Origin of the sequence: Enterococcus phoeniculicola ATCC BAA-412 (genome assembly GCF_000407505.1) — a bacterium.
GTDB classification, from domain to species: domain Bacteria; phylum Bacillota; class Bacilli; order Lactobacillales; family Enterococcaceae; genus Enterococcus_K; species Enterococcus_K phoeniculicola.
Genome location: NZ_ASWE01000001.1, coordinates 173,080 through 197,076 on the forward strand (window position 1 = coordinate 173,080; position 23,997 = coordinate 197,076).

Genomic DNA, 23,997 nt, shown 5'->3' on the forward strand with positions numbered 1-23,997 from the left:
TGAAAGGAAGAAGAAAATGAAATTAGAAAAACAGTCAGTTGTAATTGCAGGTGGAGGAAGTACCTATACTGCAGGGATTGTCATGATGCTTATTGAAAATCAGGATAAATTTCCATTACGCAAGTTAAAATTTTACGATAATAATGAAGAGCGTCAGAGTATTGTTGCTAGAGCATGCGAAGTAATTGTTAAGGAACGTGCGCCTGAAATTGAATTTTTAGCGACAACTGACCCAGAAGAAGCGTTTACGGATGTTGATTTTGTGATGGCTCATATTCGTGTTGGGGGATTATCCATGCGCGAAAAGGATGAAAAAATCCCGTTAAAATATGGTGTTGTCGGTCAAGAAACCTGTGGACCGGGAGGGATGGCCTATGGAATGCGCTCAATTCCTGGTGTAATCGAATTGATTGATTATATGGAAAAATATTCACCAAATGCTTGGATGCTTAATTATTCTAATCCAGCGGCAATCGTGGCTGAAGCGACAAGAAGAATGCGTCCTAATGCAAAAATAATCAATATTTGTGACATGCCAGTTGCGATTAAAAAATCGATTGCAGATATTGTTGGACTAGAGAGTGAAAGTGAAATTGTTGACCGTTATTACGGGTTGAATCATTTTGGCTGGTGGACAGAAATGACGGACAAACAAGGAAATGATTTGGTGCCAAAATTGAAAGAACATGTTGCTAAATATGGCTATGCTGCAGCTGGAGATGAAGAAAATCCATTGTTAGAAGAAAGCAGCTGGATGGATACCTTTCAAAAAGCAAAAGACGTGTATGCCATTGATCCAACGACCGTTCCTAACACCTATCTGAAGTACTATTTATATCCTGATTACGTTGTTGCACATGCGAATCCTAATTATACGCGTGCTAATGAGGTTATGGACAATCGTGAGAAAAATGTGTTCGCTGAATGTGAAAGAATTGCTGCAGCACAAACTGCTGAGGATACAACCATTGAGGCTGGAGAGCATGCAGAATTTATTGTTCAATTAGCTGGAGCACTTGCGTACAATACGTATGAGCGGATGTTATTGATTGTCAAAAATGAAGGAGCTATTGCTAATCTTGATGATGATGCAATGGTAGAAGTTCCTTGTATTGTCAGCAAACGTGGGTATGAACCGTTATGTATGGGGAAAATTCCACATTTCCAAAAAGGAATGATTGAGCAGCAGGTTGCTGTTGAAAAATTAGTTGTTGATGCATTTGAAGAAAAATCTTATCAAAAATTATGGCAAGCTATGACTTTATCTAAGACAGTCCCTTCAGCTTCTGTAGCTAAGCAAATTTTAGATGAAATGATTGAAGCAAACACAGAGTGGTGGCCAGAATTAAATTAAATTTTGTGAAAAAAGTATTGATGGTTGGCAACAATCATTGATGCTTTTTTCCTTAAGCTTATTTTAGATGAGTTGAATTTGTTTTTTTATGGGGTAAAATAAAAAGAAACTGTAAGGAGGATGGCGATGCTTTTTTCTGATATTGTCAATCAACATTATGAAAATTTAAATGAAGTTGACCTTCAAATGGTGGCGTATATTCATGAACATCCTAAAGAAATGATTTCGATGAGCACGAATGATTTTGCGAAGGTTTGTCATTCTTCAAAATCATCAGTCATTCGTTTTACACAGAAGCTGGGTTTTACTGGTTTTAGTGAATTGCGAAATTTTTTAAAGTGGCAAAGTCGCCCCAATGATGTAACAAAAGAGGCAGCATTCAAGAAAAGAATTTTTTCTGATGCGGAGAAAACGATAAAGTACCTTGAAGATAATAAGTGGGAAAATATATATCAGGCGCTGAAAAAAAGCCGAAATGTGTACTTACTAGGAACCGGTGTTACGCAACAAAATCAAGCAGCAGAATTACAGCGGTTGTTGTTGTTAATCGGCAAACCTGCACAAATGATTCCAGCCTCTTCGCAATCCAATGAATTTAAACGAATTGTCGAGAATATTACAGAGGAGGATTTGATTTTTGTGTTGTCATTATCAGGTGAAAATCAGCATCTTTTGAATGTGCTAAATGTTCTTTCAACTCACCGCTCGACCATTGTTTCAATTACGAATATGCAAAATAATTTGTTATCTGGCAGAGCAGATTACTCCTTATATGCATCTAGTAGCCGAAGCCCAAATCCCACTGATTGGTGGTTGCAAACTTCCTCTTCTTTCTTCTTGCTGATAGAGGCTTTTGCTTTTGGATACGTCGATTATTGTCAAGAAAACTAGAGACTAGCTAACTGATTCACTAATCTAATGATTAGGCAGCCGCTACTTAAAAGAGCGTTCGTAAGAAATAGTGCTTAGGTGGAAAAATGAAGGATATATTTATCACTAAATAAGAAAATAAATTGATATTAATATTTTCGCGTGCTATTCTAAATTTAAATACTTTGTGAGTAAGAAACCGATTTTCTTGATTACTTTGTCTAAAAAAGGAGTGCTATGTATGAAACGTCTTTTAAACGGTGGAATGCTGCGGTTATCTTTTTCTTTTGTAAATGAGCGCTACTGTAATGCTAAACGCAATGGAAGACTCTGTATTATAGGACATACTAATGATTTCTGGAGTACATCTTTTCATTCACATGATATATCTGCCGATAATTTCTTTACTATGAGGGGGATATGATGAATAGAGTATCTAAAAATAAATATAAGTGGGTCTTACTATTTTCTCTTATTTTTCTAGTAACTTCCTTTTTCTTAATAAAACATTATTATGCAAAAAAAATTAATATTTCTGTCGGGCGTTCTGAAGAATTTACAGTTTCTGAGGTGAGAGAAGCGATAGACCAAACAATTTTTTATTTTAAAGAAAGTGAACCCGAGAGCACAATCACTGATATATCGTATGATGAAAAAGCTTCTAATGAGGTTCTAGTGACTGATACCCAATATGAAAAAGGGTTTAATTCAAAACCACGTAATGTGATGGTTCTTTACATAAATATCTATTCAAGTGTCCCCTTTTTAGAATCCCCCACCTCTTTAACAAATAGAGAGGACATGAGGGTCTATTTAGTTAGAAAAGATAAAACTAGTGATTGGAAAGTTGTAAATCACGGGTTTGGATAAAAACGAAACAATCAACAAATAAGGTATATGGATATACTCCCAACATAGTAAACATTGGAAAGCAAAAATTTCTAATCTTCTACGTTGGGAGTGTTTTATATATCCAAAAGAATAAAGTGTCCATAGAAACAACTGCTGGGGCATTGGAAGAAAATGAACTACTTGCAATGAAAGTAAGAGCTTTATGAAAAAAAGTATCTAAAACGAACCAGTATCTTTTCCTGTAGTTTTCCGAACTGATGGATTTAAGCCTATTTGATAGAAAAATGAGGAAGCTAGTACTGATTTTTTTATTTAAAATCTCCTTTTTTTGAATTATTCTACACATTTTCTAAAGAATAGTTTATGATGAATGAGAAGAAAGGGGGTTCTTGAGCCCCTTGGCGAGGGCTATTTTCCCTTTTGGCTAGTTGAAAATTTTCCCTAGTTGTACAAGGATTTGACATGTTTTTGAATATATAAACATTAAGGGGTGGGACATATGGAACTTTTGAAGACTTATAAAAGTGACGGAGCTGCGATAACATTTGATGAACTGATTTATAAAATTGGGAGTTATCACTACAACTGGCATTATGAATTAGAGTTAATTTGGTTATTGGAAGGGAAAATTGAAGTAAATGTGAATGGGGAAGTCTGTACTCTAGAAGAGGGCGATTTGTATCTTATTAATTCCAATTGCGGGCATGCAACGTTCGCGGTGATTCCTGAAAGCGTGGCAATGAGAGTCCATATCTCACCTGATTTTTTCTTGTCTCAAGGAATTGATTTGAGTAAAGGAAAATTCCATTTAAATTCAAGTGCTGAAAAGAAGAATCCTATTTATGATGAGCTTCGCTACGATTTAGCACAAATGCAGATATTTACTTTAGAAGGAGTGAGTCAGTTTAAAATGAATGCTCTTTTCTATAGAATTACGGAGAAAATTTTAGATTTTTTCGTCCTTTCCCAAAAAGAAAGTCGAGAGTTTTCTTTAGGACAAAAAAGAGCTTTTTTAGATTCTGCAATTGAATACATAGAGAACAATTTTAGAAATGAATTGACTTTAGAGCAGCTGGCAGCACAATGTAATTATTCCACTTCTTATTTATCAAAAATGTTTAAAACAGAGTTGGGCATTAATTTTTATGAATACTTGACCCGTTGTCGTTTGCAGCAGGCACTTCGCAGCCTCGCTATAACGGATAAAAAAATCGGAGAAATATCTTATGAGACAGGTTTTAATGACATAAAAGCATTTAATAAGATGTTCAAAAAACATTTTGGCACAACGCCCTCTGATTACCGCAAACAAATTAGTCCAGATCTTCTCATTACGGATCAAAATTTTAAAAATCAGCTGGATGAAGCAACCTTTAACAGTATTTTAGAAAAAATTCATGTGTTTGTTGAGCAAGAAAAAAATCAAGTTTATGATCAGAATCCTTGTGAAATCTGCAATTATAAAACGTATGAAAAACAATATATAAATTTGGTCAGCAATTTAAAGCATATTGTTTCAGATGCCTAGATTTGTATATAAATGATAGACGTTAGAATAGAATGAAAAAGATAGTTGATATTTAGAAATGATAAAAATTAGCTATCTTTTTTTTTGTTCCGAATTTATTTAGAAAACGGATACAAATTTGATGGGTAATGGATTTTCGTTACCCTATTTTTGTTTTTATTTTCAATATTTTTGCTGGATTTGAGAAAGTTTACACAAAAAAAGGATAAGGAATTTGGTAAGAATTGGCTAGAATTGGCTTCTTTGAAAATAGATAATAAAGAAAATTAATGAGGAGGAAAATCATGAAATACACTTACGAAGAAAAGGCACTATCTGAAGAAGCTATCAAAATGCGGGATATACTCATGGAATATATCGCGGTTGTTGGACGTCGTTTACCAGATGATGTGACAGAAAAATTAGATGAGCTATCAAAAATTGAGGTGGAACCATTACAGCAATTGGTCTATGACACAATGCGTGAAAATCAAATGTTAGCAGAAGAATTAAAACGTCCTAGCTGTCAAGATACGGGTGCGTTACAATTTTTTATCAAATGTGGTTCAAAATTCCCATTATTAGCTGAGTTAAATGACATTTTAAAAGATGCAGTTTACCTTGCAACAAAAAAAGCTCCATTGAGACACAATGCAGTAGAAACCTTTGATGAATATAACACAGGGTTAAATATTGGAACGGGTTTACCAAGCGTATTTATGGAAATAGATGGCGATGGTGATGGAGTGGAGATGTATGTTTATATGGCAGGTGGCGGGTGTAGCTTACCTGGTGCTGCAAAAGTGTTAATGCCAGGTGAAGGATATGAAGGGGTTGTCAAATTTGTGATGGATCAAATGACAAGCTACGGAATTAATGCATGCCCACCGTTATTAGTTGGGATTGGGATTGGGACCTCTGTAGAAGCTGCTGCAATGAATTCTAAGCTTGCATTAATGCGTGAAGTAAGCAGCGAAAGTCCAAATGAAAATGCAGCGAAGATGGAACATTTGTTAGAGGATGGAATCAATAATATTGGTTTAGGACCCCAAGGATTTGGTGGGAAAAAATCAGTTATGGGTGTAAATATTATCAATACTGGGCGCCATCCATCTGTAATTGGCGTGGCAATCAATACTGGCTGCTGGTCACATCGACGTGGAAAAATTGTTTTTGATAGTCAATTGAACTACACATTACCGCTACATAAAGGAGTAGAATTATGAGAGAATTTCGATTAAAGACACCAATTACAGATGAAGATATAAAAGACATTCGGATTGGGGATATTGTTTATTTAGAAGGGATTTTAGTAACCTGTCGTGATGTTGCTCACCGTCGTGTTGTAGAAGAAGGGCTGGAGTTACCCGTTGATGTTAGAGGAAAAGCAATTCTTCATGCAGGACCAATTATTAAAGATTTAGGCGATGATCAATATCAAATGATTTCAGTTGGTCCCACAACTAGTATGCGTATGGAAAAATTTGAAGAAGAATTCATCAAAAAAACAGGCGTAAAGCTAATTGTTGGAAAAGGTGGTATGGGTGCTGGAACACAAAAGGGTTGTAAAGAAAATAAAGCCTTACACCTTGTTTTTCCAGCTGGAAATGCAGTTTACGCAGCAGAAAAAGTAGAAAAAATTATTGATGCACAGTGGATGGATTTAGGAATGCCTGAAACATTATGGGTTTCTGAAGTAAAAGAATATGGTCCACTCATTGTCTCAATTGATACACTGGGAAATAACTTATTTGAAAATAACAAGATTGAGTTTAATAAAAGAAAAGAAGAGGAAATTGAGCGAATTTGTAAAGAAGTGCGCTTTATCAAATAAGGCTGCATAAAAGACACTCAATTAGGTGATAAGTATGCTATTAGTTTTAGCTTTATTAATGATTCTATCCTTTATTGTACTGTTGTCTAAGAACAAGCTATCCATTATTGGCGCATTAACTTTAGTTCCGTTATTCTTTGGGGTTTTAGTTATTTTACTAACAGATGCTACCTTCTCTGATTTATTTCAGTGGATAACAGATGCACTATTTTTCAAAGTTAATGAAGTAACTGGAAAAGTCAGTATGGGTGTTATTTCACCGGGTCTGCTTATCTTGTTTGCGGTAATGTATTTTGATTTAATGCTAAATGTAGGTCTCTTTGATCCTCTGTGTGAATTTTTCATAAAAAAAGCAAAAGGTGATCCTTTAAAAGTAACAATGGCAACGGTTTTAACTGCTACTGTTGTAACAATGAACGGAGATACTACAACGACGATTATTATCTGTGTAGCCGCTTTTTTAGAATTGTATAAGTCTTTAAATATGAAATTAGGGTATCTGGCGATTTTAATCGTGACGCCAATTGGTATTTTTAATCAGCTGCCGTGGGGTGGACCAACGATTGCTGCGAGTACGGCGATGGATGTGCCAATTAATGAATTATTTACAGCGTTACTGCCAGGAATGCTAGCTGCAGAGGTTTTTGCTATTTTTCTAGCTTATCGCTTAGGAAAGAAAGAACGCAAACGGCTAAGTTGGTGTACAGGTGCTGACTCAGAGATTGATGATTTAATGATGGAGCAAATGCTATCGTCCATTCGTGAAAAAGATCCTGAATTAAAACGACCAAAGCTGTTTTTATTTAATCTGGTTTTAACGTTTGGTATCTTATATTTGTTAATTCAAGGATTTGCTCATGGAGCGGTCTTGTTTATGATTGGAAGTGCGATTGTTTTAACGGTGAACTACCGAAAAGTATCTATTATTAATGAACGAATTGATGATATTGCAGCAGATGCGTTAGCACCAGCTCTGGCAACTTTTGCAGCAGGCGTATTTTCTGGTGTGTTATCTGGAAGCGGGATGGCAACAGCTTTAGCAGAAGGAATGACGATGATTATTCCAGATAGTCTTGGCTCACATGTTGCACCAATTTATGCAGTAATCTCCGCACCAGCAATTACTTTTTTACCACAAGATGCTTTTTACTTTGGGATTGCCAAAGTTGTAGCAGAAGTAATGGAGCAATATGGAATTACACCTATCCAAGCGGCAGTAGCTTCAATGGTAGGACAATCATTCCGCTTGATTTCTCCAGTTATTCCAGCATTATTCATGTTAACCGATTCAACGAATTTAAACTTTGTTGATTTTCAGAAAAAGTACATTCGTTACTGTTGGCCAATTTTAATTATTTATATTGTTGTATATGTCATAACTGGTTATTTACCTCTATAATCAGGTCCAATGGAAGATGGATACGTTATGCCTATGGTGTAACGGGTACAGCTTCCTATTTTATTGAGTCATTTCTAAAAGGAGAAATAATGAGTATCTTTAAAAATATGTTGAAAAAAAATAAGCAAGTAACTCCAGTTGTTGATGAAACGGGCGAAGAGTATTCGGCTGAAGCGTGCAACTATCAGCCACTTCCAGCCTATATTGAAGCGAGTCCAGAAGAGTATTCATTAGTGAGCTTGATTGCAGCCTCAGTCGCAGCCGAAGATAGACCAGACAGCCAGTTTGTTGTGAAAAAGATTTTCCAACGTAATCCTGAGGCAAAAGAAGTATCTTTACTTGCGGCAAGTATAGCGACAGGGATGAATGAGGACAGTCAGTTTATCGTCCGAAAAATTGCAAAGAAAAAATAGGAGGTAAGATGTATGTTACGTAAATTTAAAATCTCAATTGATGGGAAAGAGTATCTAGTGGAAATGGAAGAAATCGGTGGTGTACCGCAACCCGCAGCTTCTATTCCACCAGCAGCTCCTGCACCTACACAAGAAACAACGCCAGCACCAGTAGAAATAACACCTGCACCAGTAGAAACAACGCAAGCTGGAGCAGATGCAATGCCTTCACCGATGCCGGGCACAATCTTAAAAATTTTAGTAAACGTTGGCGATTCAGTTCAAGAAAACCAGCCGTTAATGATTTTAGAAGCGATGAAAATGGAAAATGAAATTGTGGCTGGAAAAGCCGGGACTATTTCAGGAATCCATGTAACACAAGGAGATATGGTTAACCCGGGCGATTCATTGATTACTATTCAATAAAAAGCTACTGCCTGATTTCTTATTAGACATCATGGATAGCAAGCATCATTTGTTTTAGTAAGATGAGTGAACTGATTTTGGTTTACTTTATAAAATAGTTAAAGCAATTAAAGAAAAACGTTAATTTTAGAAAGAGGAAGTGACATTTGTGGAAACATTGATTGAAGGGTTTGTAGGAATAGGACAAGAACCAGGCCGCATCGTAATGATGGTTATCGGCGGCGTCTTGATGTATTTGGGAATAAAAAAAGAATACGAACCAACATTATTGGTTCCAATGGGTTTAGGGACAATTCTAGTAAACTTCCCAAATTCTGGTGTATTAAGTGCAGGTGGAGAAGCAGGACCATTTCAAGTCTTATTTGATATGGGAATTTCAACTGAATTATTCCCTCTTCTCTTGTTTATTGGGATAGGGGCAATGATTGATTTTGGGCCATTATTACAAAATCCATTTCTGTTATTATTTGGAGCAGCAGCCCAATTTGGAATTTTCTTCACGATTATTGTAGCCATTTTACTAGGGTTTGATTTAAATGATGCTGCATCAATCGGAATTATTGGCGCAGCAGACGGTCCTACATCTATTTTTGTAGCGAACACATTGAATTCAAAATATATGGGAGCTATCATGGTCGCGGCTTATTCTTATATGGCACTCGTTCCAATTATTCAGCCAGTCGCAATTAAAGCTGTGACGACGAAAAAAGAACGTCGTATTCGCATGACTTACCGTGCAGGTGAAGTTTCACAAACTGCAAAAATTCTATTCCCTGTTGTAATCTCAGTAGTCGCAGGATTAATCGCACCTGTTTCATTACCATTAGTTGGGTTCTTAATGTTTGGTAACTTGTTAAGGGAATGCGGAGTGTTGGATCGTTTATCTATTACAGCGCAAAATGAATTAGTAAACATTATTAGTATTGTGTTAGGACTATCTATTTCAGTGAAGATGCAATATGAAGAATTTTTACAAGTAGATACATTAATGGTTATTGGACTAGGGTTAGTTGCCTTTATTATGGACTCAGTAGGGGGCGTACTATTTGCAAAACTATTGAATCTATTTAGAAAAGACAAAATCAACCCAATGATTGGTGCAGCTGGAATATCGGCGTTTCCAATGTCTAGTCGTGTAATTCAAAAAATGGCAACAGATGAAGATCCACAAAACTTTATTTTGATGCATGCGGCAGGAGCAAACGTATCTGGGCAAATCGCATCAGTTATCGCAGGAGGAATATTGCTTGCATTATTAGTCTAGGAGTCTACTGTTAGGCATAGTGTTGAAGCTGTTTCAGAAAGGAGCAAAACAATGACAAATGATTTAATGAAATCACTTGAACTCTTAGTTTTTGGCTGGGGTGGCGTTTTTGCCGTTATATTAATCATTTATCTGGCATCTGTACTGTTATGTAAATTATTTCCAATTAAAAAATAAGAAGAGAGTGTATTGCGTAATTATAAAAAGAAATACGCCATAACCATGTTAAAAGGAAAGGATGCAAGAAAATGACTAAAAAGATTCATTTTATGGAAACCGTCTTGCGAGATGGGCAACAAAGCTTAATCGCTACACGAATGCCTACAGCAGATATGTTACCGATTATTAAAACAATGGATGAGGCGGGCTACCATTCATTAGAAATGTGGGGAGGCGCAACCTTTGATTCTTGCATTCGTTTCTTGAATGAAGACCCATGGGAAAGACTTCGCCAAATTCGCAAAGAAGTAAAACAGACGAAATTACAAATGCTTCTTCGCGGACAAAATCTACTGGGCTATAAAAATTATGCAGATGATGTTGTGCGAGAATTTGTTGAAAAATCAATCAAAAATGGGATTGATGTCATTCGTGTTTTCGATGCACTAAATGATACACGAAATTTAAAAACGTCTATAGTTACTGCAAAAGAAGCAGGTGGACACTGTCAGACAGCGATTTCTTACACCACCAGTGAAATCCACACAGTTGATTATTTTGTGAAGCTAGCAAAAGAAATGGCAGATACTGGAGCGGATTCTATCTGTATTAAAGATATGGCAGGGGTTCTTACTCCTCAAACTGGATTTGAATTGGTTAGCCGCATAAAAGAGGCCGTTGACTTGCCATTAGAAGTACACACACATGCAACAAGCGGGATTTCAGAAATGACGTACCTAAAAGTGGCAGAAGCAGGAGCAGATATTATTGATACAGCGATTTCCTCTTTTGCAGGGGGAACAAGTCAGCCCGCAACGGAATCTGTTGCGATTGCTTTAGAAGAAATGGGCTACGATACGGGATTAAATATGTCGAAAGTTGCTGAGATTGCAGAGTATTTCAATCCTATTCGAGATCGTTTCCGCGAAGAAGGAATTCTAAATCCTAAAGTCAAAGACGTTGAACCAAAAACATTGATTTATCAAGTGCCTGGGGGCATGTTATCCAACCTATTGAGTCAATTAACCGAACAAGGTCTACAAGATAAATATGACGAAGTCTTGGCAGAAGTGCCAAAAGTTCGTGCAGACCTCGGATTTCCTCCTTTAGTTACCCCTTTATCTCAAATGGTGGGAACTCAGGCCTTGATGAATGTGATTTCTGGCGAACGCTATAAGCTGGTACCTACGGAGATTAAAGATTATGTACGTGGACTGTATGGCCGCCCTCCTGCCCCGATTGCAGAAGAAATTCAAAAAATGATTATTGGGGAAGAAGAGGTAATTACAGAACGCCCTGCAGATTTAATTGCACCTCAATTACCGGAATTTGAAGCGGAGATAAGTGAGTACGCAAAATCAGAGGAAGATGTACTGATGTACGCACTATTCCCACAACAAGCAAAAGACTTTTTAGGTCGTCGGGAAGATCCATTTTATGATGTGCCTGTTCAAACGGTAGATGTGAAGATTGATCTTTTCTAAAGGAAGGATTCTGCTGTAAAATTTAAAAATAAGGATTATTTCCAATTCTTTGACTGCAGAGTAAGCAGGAAGTACAAATGATATTTTGCTTTCGGTGAAGACTGGAAAGTGAAAAAGGCTAGCTGTTTGTCAAACATATCTGAATTTTCAGGTCTATTCACCTTGAGGGATGAAAGCAAAGTATTATAAAACTTTGTATGAACTAGAACTGACTGCGTTATAGAAAACATACTAAGATTCCTTCAATTTGTAATTCATCAAAAAGATTCTGACTGGATAATTTTTGATAGGACTAAAAAAGTTTATTTGTGTTTAATGACCTAGTATTTACACGTTCTTAAAAGCTTAATAAAGGATGAAAGAAAAGGGTCTTATGTTTAATATGGAGACTGCGGCGTATACAGAGGAGGGACAATTGAAAAATATTTATTTAGAGGGAGAATTTGGCGGATTTGCGATTCATATTCTAAATAAATAGCCTACTAATGATGTAAGTATTCAAAGGACGAAAGACTAAAAATCAAAAGAATACTGATCATAAGAAATGAGCAGTGAATGGCTGTCAGCGATTTTGGACAGTAGCAATAGTTTGGGACAGTTTTTTTCAGTCCGCTACTGATCCAGATGCAAAGAGTGTAGAAGATAACTATTTAGGTTATGGTCTACACTCTTTTTTGGAGCCATGGGAGGTAAAGAAGTATTCAAGTAATAGCTAATTTTGTTTCACAAATTGTAGTAAAGAGGAGTGAGTTCCATTAAGGAAAGAAGACATCCTTACATCGGATAAGGCATATTTTTTAAGTCTATATAGAAAGAATAGTTATAAGAAGATAAACCATGTTATAATAAATAAGGAGTGAATTCAAATAGCTTATTGAAAATTTTATAATAAATAGAAATGAGAAGCATTCAAAGCTGAAGTCTTGCTATGGACAAATGGCGCGATTACGGGATTTCGCAGGGAAAGAAAATGGCTGCGAGGTTTTAGAGCCATGTTGAATTGAATGCTTCCAAAACTCTTGTTGGAAAATAACTTCTTGATACCATGTTTTAGAGCCATGTTGAATTGAATGCTTCCAAAACACAATCACTATCACTAGAGATTGAACTTCTGTTTTAGAGCCATGTTGAATTGAATGCTTCCAAAACTTGTCCACCACCTTGCATAGTTGACAGAGTGTTTTAGAGCCATGTTGAATTGAATGCTTCCAAAACAAAAAGTAATAACATAGGATAGAGGAGCTTGTTTTAGAGCCATGTTGAATTGAATGCTTCCAAAACGTCCTCGCCTTCCGTCACTTCATCATCTGAGTTTTAGAGCCATGTTGAATTGAATGCTTCCAAAACTATGATGGCATCATCTGCTAGATCAATTTAGTTTTAGAGCCATGTTGAATTGAATGCTTCCAAAACTAGTCAACAAGTAAAGAGAACCATCCATGTGTTTTAGAGCCATGTTGAATTGAATGCTTCCAAAACGTTGATTGTCTTAGATTAGATAGCTGTGCTGTTTTAGAGCTATGCTGAATTGAATACTTTTAAAACATATTGCTATGGACGAATATCTTATTCAGAATCAACTAAAAGAGTACATTGAAGGTTTGATAGAATCATTTGAGATTTTTCAAGGAGTCGATACTAAGGGTTTGTTTAATAAGGTGGTAATTACAATCAAAAAACAAATATTTTTATTTTGTCTTATAGTAGCTGGATTGTTACTCGTTCTTTTTGGATTTATATTGTCTGTAAATTTAATACCAATTCAAGATTTTGATCCAAGCACTATGACAAAAATTGAAGAAGAAAAATTTTTAAATGAAATGGCACTTAATTATCCGTTGGGTAAACTACTAGTGAAAGTAGGACTTGTAATTTTTATTCCTTCGCTATTCGGGAGCGTGTATTTGCTATTAAAAAAATTAATAAAACAAGCGAACAAATAAAGAAGTAGCTAGACTTGTAGAAACAGGTGGTTACTTCTTTTTCTATATGTGAGTCATTTAAATTTATAGTAGCAGGGCGTAGAGATTAGTTAGTGATAGAGGATTCAAAGGAAGCAGATGCTCTAAAATTTACTATTGCGAGAGTAATAAACTTTAATAAGTGCCCAATAACAATTGCTGATTAACATTACCAGATAGTATAATTATTTGATTGAGAAGCAATGTTTTGAAATGAATGCGTAACAAAACGAAACAAATAAGTTCCATAAAAGATAGGATGTTGACAATGAAAAAAATGAAACGCCTCCCCCTTTTTGTCGTAAGTATTTTAGTAATTGCTGGAGTTATAATCTATTTTGTTTTTCTAAGAAATGATGGTCCTTATGCAGATATCGCAGGAGAATGGCAAAGAGATACTAGCTTACATACAGGAAACGAGACAACCAAGGCAGTTTGGGAAATAGAGAAAGAGATAGGAAAGTCTGAGTTACAGACTCTAAAAATTGATTCAAAGGGAAATTTGACATTACATAATAAATTGTTAGATATAAAAAAAGATGAGGATGACTTTCAGCTACCCAAAAAGCGAGAAAAAAAGGTCAAGGAAATTTCGCTAGAGGTTAAAAAAATGAAAAGAGAAGAATCCCCTATGTTTAGTGAATATTTAGATGCTATCCTTAGAGGACTGGCTACTTATGGGAGTGGTTCTGATTTTAAAAAGGAGTTTAACGTAGAGGAGTTAAAAGAAATAATCAAAGAATCGAATTATAGCAAAAAACAATTGTCAGAGCTTGCTAAACAAAGGCAGGAGCAATTAGAAGAAAATCCTGAAATGTATCAGAATATTGTTGTATCAGATAATCTGATTACTTATGAAGTTCATCCTGAGGGTGAGTATTTTATTCGATTGGTAGACGCAGATACGATTGAACTAGTAAATAAAGAAAAAGAGAATGAATATGTTTTAGGTATCTACAATAGAAAATAAGGGTTGTGAAATATCTGTTGTGTTAGAGAGTCTTTGTTCCGGCTAGTAATGAATAAACAAGAAATAAACGATACTCAAAAAATGAATGGAGACTATCCACACAAGCTAAATGTACATTTAGCTGTGTGAATACGATACGATGTATCCCACATGATATATAGAAAGAATAGTTATAAGAAGATAAACCATGTTATAATAAATAAGGAGTGAATTCAAATAGCTTATTGAAAATTTTATAATAAATAGAAATGAGAAGCATTCAAAGCTGAAGTCTTGCTATGGACAAATGGCGCGATTACGAGATTTCGCAGGGAAAGAAAATGACTGCGAGGTTTTAGAGCCATGTTGAATTGAATGCTTCCAAAACAAAAGATATTGATTTGAGATATACTAATTCGTTTTAGAGCCATGTTGAATTGAATGCTTCCAAAACTGTTTTAGTTTTTCATATTCGTCCATTCCTGTTTTAGAGCCATGTTGAATTGAATGCTTCCAAAACAGAAATAATGCCTGTATGACCATAATTGCCGTTTTAGAGCCATGTTGAATTGAATACCTAGCGCTTGTTACATTTAAAGGCTACTAGAATCCCGGAAATGAAAGCGTGTTCTTTTTCGTGGCGGAAGTGAGTGAAATCCACATCTTGCTTATTTTTACTGTATAAAATGGGATAAAAGAGTAGGTTTCTGACCCGTTAAAGGTGAAAAAGTAGGATAATATGGAAGGAAATCTTTCGTATTTAAACGCGTATGATATAATAAGTTATATATTTCTACTGTTTTATTTATAAAACGCAACAAAAAAAGCACCGAATCAGTGCTCTATAATTGGGTACGGACAAAGCCTTATTTTAACTCGCTATGTTGAATTGAATACTACCAATAAATTCATTATAGCATGGAAATCGAAATATTCAATTGTTTAATAAAAGATTATGAATAAAAAAATGAATAAAGGAGTTTGGTGATGAAAAAAGAGTATACGATTGGTTTAGATATTGGAACAAATTCCGTTGGATGGGCCGTATTGACTGAAAATTATGATCTTGTCAAAAAAAAGATGAAAGTATATGGAAATACGGAGACCAAATACCTGAAGAAAAATCTTTGGGGAGTTCGTTTATTTGACGAGGGGGAAACCGCAGCAGATAGACGTCTAAAAAGAACTACTCGACGAAGATATAGTAGACGACGTAATCGAATTTGTCGATTACAAGACCTATTTACCGAAGAAATGAACCAAGTAGATGCTAATTTTTTTCATCGACTACAAGAAAGTTTTCTTGTTCCAGATGAAAAAGAGTTTGAACGTCATGCGATTTTTGGAAAAATGGAGGAGGAAGTTTCCTATTATAGAGAGTTTCCAACAATTTATCACTTGAGAAAACATCTCGCGGATACAAGTGAACAGGCAGATTTACGACTGGTATATTTAGCATTAGCCCATATAGTTAAATATCGCGGGCACTTCTTGATTGAAGGAGAGTTAAATACTGAAAATTCATCAGTGTCAGAAACTTTCCGAACGTTTATTCAAGTGTATAACCAAATATTTAGAGAAAATGAAGTGCCTCTTGCTGTACCAGATAACATAGAAGAATTATTTTCAGAAAAGGTTTCTCGCGCTCGTAAGGTGGAAGCCATTTTAAGCGTATATTCTGAAGAAAAGTCAACAGGTACACTTGCTCAATTTTTGAAATTAATGGTAGGAAATCAAGGCAGATTCAAAAAAACATTTGATTTAGAAGAAGACGGCATAATTCAGATACCTAAAGAGGAGTATGAAGAAGAACTAGAAACCTTGTTGGCAATAATTGGAGATGAATACGCAGAGATTTTTTCTGCGACTAAATCAGTCTATGATGCGGTTGCATTATCTGGAATTTTATCTGTCACAGATGGGGATACGAAAGCAAAATTATCAGCTAGCATGGTCGAACGATATGAGGCACATCAAAAGGATTTGGTACAATTTAAACAATTTATCCGAAAAGAACTACCAGAAATGTACGCGCCCATCTTTAGAGATAACAGTGTTTCTGGTTATGCAGGCTATGTAGAAAACAGCAAAGTCGTCACTCAAGCAGAGTTCTATAAATATATAAAAAAAGCAATTGAAAAAGTCCCAGGAGCTGAATATTTTTTAGAGAAAATAGAACAAGAAACATTTTTAGATAAACAAAGAACGTTCAATAATGGGGTCATTCCACATCAAATTCATTTAGAAGAATTAGAGGCTATTATACAAAAGCAAGCAACTTATTATCCATTTTTAGCAGATAATAAAGAAGAAATGAAACAATTGGTAACCTTTAGAATCCCTTACTATGTAGGACCGTTAGCTGATGGGAACAGTCCGTTTGCATGGCTTGAGAGAATATCCTCTGAGCCTATTCGACCTGGAAATTTAGCTGAAGTAGTAGATATCAAAAAATCAGCGACTAAGTTTATTGAAAGAATGACGAATTTTGATACGTACTTACCTACAGAAAAAGTACTACCAAAGCATAGCATGATATATGAGAAGTATATGGTCTATAATGAGCTAACGAAAGTTTCATACGTAGATGAGCGTGGCATGAATCAGCGTTTTTCTGGCGAAGAAAAGAAGCAGATTGTTGAAGAACTCTTTAAACAGTCGCGTAAGGTGACAAAAAAACTATTAGAAAAATTTTTAAGTAACGAGTTCGGTTTAGTTGATGTTGCAATTAAAGGAATAGAGACGAGTTTTAATGCAGGTTATGGAACTTATCATGATTTTCTAAAAATAGGTATTACAAGAGAACAACTGGATAAGGAAGAAAATAGTGAAACACTAGAGGAAATCGTTAAAATACTAACCGTTTTTGAAGATCGGAAAATGATTCGAGAGCAGTTAAAAAAATATACGTATTTATTTGATGAAGAAGTCTTGAAAAAATTAGAACGCCGACACTATACTGGCTGGGGACGTCTATCCGCTAAGCTGTTGATAGGGATTAAAGAAAAACGAACGCATAAAACTATTTTAGATTATTTGATTGAGGATGATGGCGGAAAACAGCCGATTAATCGAAATTTAATGCAATTAATAAATGATTCGGATCTGTCCTTTAAATCGGAAATCGCAGAAGCCCAATCTGATATGAACACAGAGGATTTACATGAGGTAGTACAAAATCTTGCAGGAAGTCCAGCCATTAAAAAAGGGATTCTGCAAAGTTTAAAAATTGTTGATGAGCTAGTAGATATTATGGGAAGCTTGCCAAAAAATATTGTAGTTGAGATGGCAAGAGAAAATCAAACGACTTCAAGAGGGCGTACTAATTCCAATCCACGTATGAAAGCACTGGAAGAGGCGATGAGAAATCTTCGCAGTAATCTATTGAAAGAATATCCAACAGATAATCAGGCTCTACAAAATGATCGGCTATATCTGTATTATTTGCAAAATGGGAAAGATATGTATACTGGATTAGATTTATCTCTCCATAATCTTTCTAGTTATGACATTGATCATATCGTTCCTCAAAGCTTTACAACAGATAATTCCCTCGATAATCGTGTGTTAGTGAGCTCTAAGGAAAATAGAGGAAAGAAAGATGATGTACCAAGTAAGGAAGTTGTTCAAAAAAACATAACACTATGGGAGACGCTTAAAAACTCAAATTTAATAAGTCAAAAAAAATACGATAATTTAACTAAGGGATTACGTGGCGGACTGACAGAGGATGACAGGGCGCATTTTATTAAGCGTCAATTGGTGGAAACAAGACAAATTACTAAACATGTGGCAAGAATTCTAGATCAACGCTTTAATTCACAAAAAGATGAGGAAGGAAAAACGATTCGAGCAGTTCGTGTCGTGACATTGAAATCTTCCTTGACGAGTCAGTTCCGTAAACAATTTGCTATTCACAAGGTTCGGGAAATCAATGATTATCATCATGGGCATGATGCATATTTGAATGGGGTTGTCGCAAATTCGCTGTTGCGAGTGTATCCACAGCTACAGCCAGAATTTGTTTATGGGGATTATCCTAAGTTCAACGCCTATAAAGCAAATAAAGCGACCGCTAAAAAACAGCTATATACCAATATTATGAAATTTTTTGCTGAGGACGCAGTTATTATTGATGAGAATGGTGAAATTCTTTGGGACAAGAAAAATATAGCTACCGTGAAAAAAGTAATGTCTTATCCGCAAATGAACATTGTCAAAAAGCCTGAAATTCAAACGGGCAGTTTTTCAAAAGAGACGATTAAGCCTAAAGGTGACTCAGATAAGTTAATTTCTAGAAAGACTAATTGGAGTCCTAAGTTATACGGCGGATTTGACAGTCCTCAGGTGGCGTATTCTGTAATTATTACGTATGAAAAAGGCAAGAAAAAAGTTCGGGCAAAAGCTATTGTAGGAATTACAATAATGGAGCAGTCTTTATTTAAAAAAGATCCAGTTTCTCTGCTGGAGGAAAAGGGGTATGCAAATCCAGAAGTATTGATTCATTTACCAAAATATACGTTATATGAGCTGGAAAATGGTCGTCGTCGGCTTCTGGCAAGTGCAAATGAAGCACAAAAAGGCAATCAACTGGTTTTACCCGCTTCTTTAGTTACGCTACTCTATCATGCCAAACAAGTTGATGAGGATTCTGGTAAAAGTGAAGAATATGTACGTGAACATCGTGCAGAATTTGCAGAAATTTTAAATTATGTCCAAGCATTTTCTGAAACAAAAATTTTAGCGAACAAAAATCTACAAACGATTCTGAAATTGTATGAAGAAAATAAAGAAGCTGATATAAAAGAAATAGCAGAATCATTTGTGAATTTAATGAAGTTTAGCGCATACGGAGCACCAATGGACTTTAAATTTTTTGGCAAAACGATTCCACGCAGCCGTTACACGAGTGTTGGTGAGCTTTTAAGCGCTACTATTATTAATCAGTCAATTACGGGGTTATATGAGACACGTCGAAAGCTGGTTGACTAATGAGATGGAGAACAGTAATTGTTAATAAGCATGCTAAGTTATCCTATAAAAATAATCATTTGATTTTTCGAACAGCTATGGAGCAGGAAGTCATCCACTTATCAGAAATTGATGTTCTGTTACTTGAAACGACGGATATTACGATTACAACGATGCTGATTAAGCGGTTAGTAGATGAGAATGTTTTAGTTCTTTTTTGTGATGATAAGCGACTTCCGATTGCTAAGTTGCTTCCTTTTTATGGGAGACATGATAGCAGTTTGCAGTTATCCAGGCAGATGGAGTGGTCATCTGAGAGACAAGCCAATGTTTGGACAGAAATTATTTCTCAGAAGATTAAAAATCAAAGTAGACAGCTAAGCGTTTACGGGTACAACGAAAAATCGCAGACGCTACTGAATCTGCATGAAAAGTTAGAACTATTTGATCCAACAAACAGAGAAGGACATTCTGCAAGAATCTATTTTGCAACTTTATTTGGACAGAAATTTACACGAGAAGCAAGTAACGAGATAAATGCTGGACTAAATTATGGCTATTCCTTTTTGATGAGTATTTTTGCTCGAGAAATTGTAAAATCAGGGTGTATGACTCAGTTTGGTCTGAAGCATGCTAACCAGTTTAATGATTTTAATTTAGCAAGTGACTTAATGGAGCCTTTTCGCCCATTGGTGGATCAAATTGTTTATGAAAATAGGTCAAAAGACTTTAAAAAAATCAAGAGAGAGCTCTTTGAATTATTTAATCAAACGTATAGCTATGGGAATAAGCAAATGTATCTAACAAATATTGCAAGTGATTATACAAAAAAAGTCATTAAAGTATTAAATGGCGAAATAGAAAGGATTCCTGAGTTTAAGGTATGAGTTATCGATATATGAGATTATTATTAATGTTTGATATGCCAACAGAGACAACCTTAGATCGCAAAGTCTATCGACAATTTCGTAAATTTTTATTGAGTGAAGGATTTATTATGCATCAATTTTCTGTATATAGTAAATTGCTTTTGAACGGAACTGCAAGCCAAGCGATGATTGAGCGATTGAAAAAAAAGAACCCTAATAAAGGCCTGATTACCTTATTGACTGTTACAGAAAAACAATTTTCTCGAATGGTTTATCTCAGTGGGATAAAAGATACTAGCGTAGGAAATACGGATGCCAGAGTTGTTTTTTTGGGAGATGACTATGATGAAATTTAATTTTCCGCTATTAGAGAAATCATTGATGATTCAGCCGGCAACGTTCTTTTGCGTGGGTGACGTTACTGTCTTTGCTTCACTTGTGAAAGAATTTTATCAATATACAGAGGAAAGTCGGTTGAAGTTATTTGATGAAAAACAAAGCGTAGTAAAGAGTTCAGAGCTGATGATTATCACAGATATATTTGGCTATGATATTAATTCGCCCTCGACTTTAAAATTAATTTATGCGGATTTAGAAAGTCAACTGAACCAAAAACCAGAAGTGAAATCAATGATTGATAAGCTAGCTTCAACGATTAGTGATTTGATTGGTTATGAATTACTGGAACACGAACTTGATTTAGAGGAAGATGAAATTACAGTTCTCGAACTTTTTAAAGCGTTAGGTATACAGATTGAAACATCAAGTGATACTCTATTTGAAAAGATTATTGAAATCATACAAGTTTATAAATATCTTTCTAAGAAAAAGCTTTTAGTTTTCATTAATGTGTGCGCCTATCTGACAAAAGAGGAATTATTGGAAATTAAAAATTACATTGCGTTGTCTCAAGAACACGTTCTTTTCTTGGAGCCGAGAGAATTACCGGATTTTACAACCTATTATTTGGATGAAGATTATTTTTTACATCAAGAAGGCACGGTATAACTTAGGAGAATTATGTAGATCAGGTCATTGATAATTGAATCTAAAGGAAGAAAGGGAGTATTCAAAGCTGAAGTCTTGCTATGGACAAATGGCGCGATTACGGGATTTCGCAGAGAAAGAAAATGGCTGCGAGGTTTTAGAGCCATGTTGAATTGAATGCTTCCAAAACGAGTCAAAATCAATTTTATTCCCTCTGGACGTTTTAGAGCCATGTTGAATTGAATGCTTCCAAAACAGAGAAAATGATTGTTTGTACTCGGTGTAAGTTTTAGAGCCATGTTGAATTGAATGCTTCCAAAACTTTTTATCTCGCTCGTACACTGTCCAATCAGTTTTAGAGCCATGTTGAATTGAATGCTTCCAAAACCAATTTGACTTGCGCTTTTGTTACCCCATGAGTTTTAGAGCCATGTTGAATTGAATGCTTCCAAAACGGAAACATCTATGAGAATCCTGAACTCATAGTTTTAGAGCCATGTTGAATTGAATGCTTCCAAAACCGGAAAACAAAAGGAAGAGTCTGAAGGCGGGTTTTAGAGCCATGTTGAATTGAATGCTTTCAAAAACAACGTTTCATCACTAACGCTTACAAAAAATTATTTTAATAAATTAAAGGTATATCAATTTTCCTGAGGGGGTAAGCTATGAGAAAATTATTAATAACAGGTGGTACAGTATTTGTTAGTCGTTCTTTAGCAGAATATTTTGTTGCTAAAGGAGATGAAGTTTATGTTTTAAATAGGAATAATCGAGTACAGTCTGAAGGGGTTCACCTGATTGAAGCGGATCGTTATCAGTTAGGAGATGTCTTGTCGGAAAAGGTATTTGATGTGGTTATAGATGCAAATAGCTACACAAAAGAAGAAGTTTCTCTATTGGTGGATGCATTACCTTCTATAAAGGACTATATTTTTATTAGTACTAGTGCAGTTTATCCTGAAACCTTGTCCCAGCCTTTTTTAGAAACACAGTCTACCGGAGAAAATCATTATTGGAAATCCTATGGAACAAATAAAATAGAGGCAGAAGAATATTTAGAAACCCATGTTCCACAAGCTTATATTTTGCGTCCGGCTTATATTTATGGACCGTATAATAATGCTTATAGAGAAGCATTTGTCTTTGATTGTGCAAAACAAAAACGGCCGTTTTATTTACCCGGTGATGGGAAATTGCCCCTGCAGTTTATTCATATCAAAGATGTGTGTCGTCTTGTGGATAAACTATTAGAAACTCACCCAGAACAAAAAATATATAACGTAGGAAATGAAGAAGTGATTTCAGTCAGAGAATGGGTAGAGCTGTGTTATGAAGTAGTAGGCGAGAAGCCGGAATTTATTGAAATTCATTCTGATGTGAATCCGACAAACTACTTTAGCTTTACGGATTATGCCTATGTGCTTGATGTGTCCCGTCAGATGGCTTTACTAGGCGAAACACGGGAATTAGGGAAAGGAATCAAAGAGTCTTGGTTATGGTACAAGAATAATGAAGACAAGGTGAATAAAAGAAACTATATTCAATATATAGAAGAAAAATTATCTAATAGAAAGTAAAAAAGATAGACTGATTAATTTTTTGTCAGTCTATCTTTTTATTTTTTTTAATCTGTTTTCTTTTATTAAATTAGTGTGCGGAATTTTTCTTTTTTCGAATAAGAATAAATAGAACAATAACAAGAATGATACCACCAATTACTGTTAACCAGACTTTTCTTTGTTCGCCTGTTTTAGGTAAGAAGCCTGTTTTTTTAGTTGGTGTTGATTCACTTGTTGCAGGCACTTCTGCTTTTTCTTTTTCAGAAGAGCTAGTTACTTCTGAGCTAGATTCTTGGCTTGATGTTGTAGAGGTTGTAGATGTGGCAGTGCCACCAGCTAAAACAGATTGGTCTTCAGAAAATGTCATAATCCATGCGATGATTCCTGGGAAAAGGGTTCCATCTTTTTCAACAATTTCTTTTTGAATAGGAGAAATATGAGTAAGAATGTTTGTTAATTCTTCGTCACTAAGCTTTGGAATTGCAATAAATGAGCTGGTGCTAGGATACAAGGCATCTAAATAATTTTGTAGCTGACTAATCGTTGGAATCATATCTAGCGCGTTTTTGAAATCATTTGGGTTATAAGTCATCGCTTGTTCAATTTTATCCCATGAAAGTGTATGGTCTTTGTATAAAGCTTGTAAAGCATGGGCATAGCCACTGATATCTAAACTGTATACATCATAGTTAACTCTATTCACAAAGGTCATTGCATTTAGCAGCTGTTGATCGGTATAAGAATCTACTTCTTCAGGTGACAAAATCGTACTCATGTAGTCAGCTTTTAATGCTTCTCGAATTTGACTAGGATCTTCATCAGAAGTAAGAGCATCAGGTGTTTCGCTCTTTTCAATTGTTTCTTCTACTTTACTTTGGACGGATTCTTTCTCTTTTGAAGCATCTATTGCTTCGCTAGATGTTTCCTCAGTTACGTTTGTGGAAATCTCTGAGTCTGTATTTTCTGTGTTTTCAGATACAAGAGCCGATTGCTCCGTTGAATTGACAGTTAGACTTTCTGTGGTACTTCCAACTTCGGTGTCAGCAATTGCAGTTAGAGGGAATAATAAGATAAGAGTACTAGCTAATAAATATTTTTTCATTTTTGACATCTCCTTGATATGTTTGTAACACAAATGTAACACATATGAAATAAAAGTA

General features: G+C 35.4%; 20 protein-coding genes, 1 pseudogene and 2 CRISPR repeat arrays. Of the genes and pseudogenes, 20 read left to right on the forward strand and 1 reads right to left on the reverse strand.

The window, feature by feature from the left end; genetic code table 11:
* Window positions 1–16 precede the first annotated feature (16 nt).
* The 20 genes and pseudogenes from I589_RS00755 (at window position 17) to I589_RS00850 (ending at window position 22,855) form a co-directional block, all read left to right on the forward strand.
* On the forward strand, window positions 17–1,354 hold the full coding sequence (locus tag I589_RS00755) for a 6-phospho-alpha-glucosidase (protein WP_010770055.1): 1,338 nt from the start codon (window positions 17–19) through the stop codon (window positions 1,352–1,354).
* Window positions 1,355–1,480: 126 nt separating this feature from the next.
* On the forward strand, window positions 1,481–2,245 hold the full coding sequence (locus I589_RS00760) for a MurR/RpiR family transcriptional regulator (protein ID WP_010770054.1): 765 nt from the start codon (window positions 1,481–1,483) through the stop codon (window positions 2,243–2,245).
* Window positions 2,246–2,644: 399 nt separating this feature from the next.
* Window positions 2,645–3,094 carry a hypothetical protein gene (locus I589_RS00770; protein WP_010770053.1) on the forward strand — a complete coding sequence of 150 codons (450 nt, stop codon included), beginning with the start codon at window positions 2,645–2,647 and terminating at the stop codon, window positions 3,092–3,094.
* Between the two features lie 481 nt (window positions 3,095–3,575).
* A complete protein-coding gene (locus I589_RS00780; RefSeq protein ID WP_010770052.1) occupies window positions 3,576–4,604 on the forward strand; it encodes an AraC family transcriptional regulator in 1,029 nt (342 codons plus the stop codon).
* A gap of 284 nt (window positions 4,605–4,888) precedes the next feature.
* A complete protein-coding gene (gene ttdA, locus I589_RS00785) occupies window positions 4,889–5,809 on the forward strand; it encodes a L(+)-tartrate dehydratase subunit alpha (protein ID WP_010770051.1) in 921 nt (306 codons plus the stop codon).
* Entirely contained in the window at window positions 5,806–6,417 is a 612-nt protein-coding gene (ttdB, locus tag I589_RS00790) for a L(+)-tartrate dehydratase subunit beta (RefSeq protein WP_010770050.1), read from the forward strand. The genes ttdA and ttdB overlap by 4 nt, the downstream gene beginning before the upstream one ends.
* Before the next feature lie 34 nt (window positions 6,418–6,451).
* Window positions 6,452–7,816, forward strand: a complete 1,365-nt coding sequence (locus I589_RS00795) for a citrate:proton symporter (protein ID WP_010770049.1) — start codon at window positions 6,452–6,454, stop codon at window positions 7,814–7,816.
* An 89-nt stretch (window positions 7,817–7,905) separates the two neighbouring features.
* A complete protein-coding gene (locus I589_RS00800) occupies window positions 7,906–8,229 on the forward strand; it encodes a hypothetical protein (protein ID WP_010770048.1) in 324 nt (107 codons plus the stop codon).
* 12 nt (window positions 8,230–8,241) lie between these two features.
* The gene (locus I589_RS00805) at window positions 8,242–8,634 is read left to right on the forward strand and encodes an acetyl-CoA carboxylase biotin carboxyl carrier protein subunit (RefSeq protein WP_010770047.1); all 393 of its coding nucleotides are present in this window, start codon (window positions 8,242–8,244) and stop codon (window positions 8,632–8,634) included.
* Window positions 8,635–8,782: 148 nt separating this feature from the next.
* Window positions 8,783–9,898, forward strand: a complete 1,116-nt coding sequence (locus I589_RS00810) for a sodium ion-translocating decarboxylase subunit beta (protein WP_010770046.1) — start codon at window positions 8,783–8,785, stop codon at window positions 9,896–9,898.
* A gap of 51 nt (window positions 9,899–9,949) precedes the next feature.
* Window positions 9,950–10,075 carry an OadG-related small transporter subunit gene (locus I589_RS18655; RefSeq protein WP_010770045.1) on the forward strand — a complete coding sequence of 42 codons (126 nt, stop codon included), beginning with the start codon at window positions 9,950–9,952 and terminating at the stop codon, window positions 10,073–10,075.
* Window positions 10,076–10,146: 71 nt separating this feature from the next.
* Complete coding sequence (locus I589_RS00815) at window positions 10,147–11,541, forward strand: oxaloacetate decarboxylase subunit alpha (RefSeq protein ID WP_010770044.1); 1,395 nt, start codon at window positions 10,147–10,149, stop codon at window positions 11,539–11,541.
* A gap of 355 nt (window positions 11,542–11,896) precedes the next feature.
* A pseudogene (locus I589_RS18730) lies at window positions 11,897–12,019 on the forward strand (2-dehydro-3-deoxyphosphogluconate aldolase); the annotation flags it as partial.
* A 503-nt stretch (window positions 12,020–12,522) separates the two neighbouring features.
* Window positions 12,523–13,086: direct repeats of the CRISPR family, unit length 36 nt; unit sequence GTTTTAGAGCCATGTTGAATTGAATGCTTCCAAAAC.
* Between the two features lie 8 nt (window positions 13,087–13,094).
* On the forward strand, window positions 13,095–13,484 hold the full coding sequence (locus tag I589_RS00820) for a hypothetical protein (RefSeq protein WP_010770042.1): 390 nt from the start codon (window positions 13,095–13,097) through the stop codon (window positions 13,482–13,484).
* Between the two features lie 286 nt (window positions 13,485–13,770).
* Entirely contained in the window at window positions 13,771–14,472 is a 702-nt protein-coding gene (locus I589_RS00825; protein WP_010770041.1) for a hypothetical protein, read from the forward strand.
* Between the two features lie 966 nt (window positions 14,473–15,438).
* The gene (gene cas9 / locus I589_RS00830) at window positions 15,439–19,443 is read left to right on the forward strand and encodes a type II CRISPR RNA-guided endonuclease Cas9 (RefSeq protein WP_010770040.1); all 4,005 of its coding nucleotides are present in this window, start codon (window positions 15,439–15,441) and stop codon (window positions 19,441–19,443) included.
* Window positions 19,443–20,309 carry a type II CRISPR-associated endonuclease Cas1 gene (gene cas1, locus I589_RS00835; RefSeq protein ID WP_010770039.1) on the forward strand — a complete coding sequence of 289 codons (867 nt, stop codon included), beginning with the start codon at window positions 19,443–19,445 and terminating at the stop codon, window positions 20,307–20,309. The genes cas9 and cas1 overlap by 1 nt, the downstream gene beginning before the upstream one ends.
* A complete protein-coding gene (cas2, locus tag I589_RS00840) occupies window positions 20,306–20,647 on the forward strand; it encodes a CRISPR-associated endonuclease Cas2 (RefSeq protein WP_010770038.1) in 342 nt (113 codons plus the stop codon). Before cas1 ends, cas2 begins: the two co-directional genes overlap by 4 nt.
* Window positions 20,637–21,299 carry a type II-A CRISPR-associated protein Csn2 gene (gene csn2, locus I589_RS00845; protein WP_034684231.1) on the forward strand — a complete coding sequence of 221 codons (663 nt, stop codon included), beginning with the start codon at window positions 20,637–20,639 and terminating at the stop codon, window positions 21,297–21,299. Before cas2 ends, csn2 begins: the two co-directional genes overlap by 11 nt.
* Window positions 21,300–21,432: 133 nt before the next feature.
* A CRISPR array of direct repeats spans window positions 21,433–21,865; the repeat unit is 36 nt; unit sequence GTTTTAGAGCCATGTTGAATTGAATGCTTCCAAAAC.
* A gap of 78 nt (window positions 21,866–21,943) precedes the next feature.
* The gene (locus I589_RS00850) at window positions 21,944–22,855 is read left to right on the forward strand and encodes an NAD-dependent epimerase/dehydratase family protein (protein ID WP_010770036.1); all 912 of its coding nucleotides are present in this window, start codon (window positions 21,944–21,946) and stop codon (window positions 22,853–22,855) included.
* 70 nt (window positions 22,856–22,925) lie between these two features.
* Here I589_RS00850 and I589_RS00855 read toward each other — a convergent pair whose 3' ends face one another.
* Entirely contained in the window at window positions 22,926–23,939 is a 1,014-nt protein-coding gene (locus tag I589_RS00855; protein ID WP_010770035.1) for an LPXTG cell wall anchor domain-containing protein, read from the reverse strand.
* Window positions 23,940–23,997: the final 58 nt, after the last annotated feature.